Raw genomic sequence first — 231 nt, forward strand, 5'->3', positions numbered from 1 at the left:
GTTCCGTTTGAACCTCCGTTACAAGATACATCGGTTTTGGAAATAGTTCCTCCTAAAGCGGCAGCCGGTTGGTTTACAGTAATTGTTCTAGTTATTTGACAAGAATTTGCATCGGTGATGGTACACGTGTACGTTCCTGAAGCCAGTCCTGTGGCCGTTGCAGCAGTTCCTCCTGAAGGCGCCCATGAGTAAGTGTAAGCAGGAGTTCCGCCAGTTATACTAACTGAAGCT

General features: G+C 47.2%; 1 protein-coding gene. It reads right to left on the minus strand.

What is annotated here, in order from left to right:
- The coding region (locus tag LZZ90_RS14055; protein WP_237791334.1) for a hypothetical protein at positions 1-231 on the minus strand (231 nt) is incomplete at both ends.

It is taken from the genome of Flavobacterium sp. SM15 (genome assembly GCF_022012335.1).
Lineage (GTDB): Bacteria > Bacteroidota > Bacteroidia > Flavobacteriales > Flavobacteriaceae > Flavobacterium.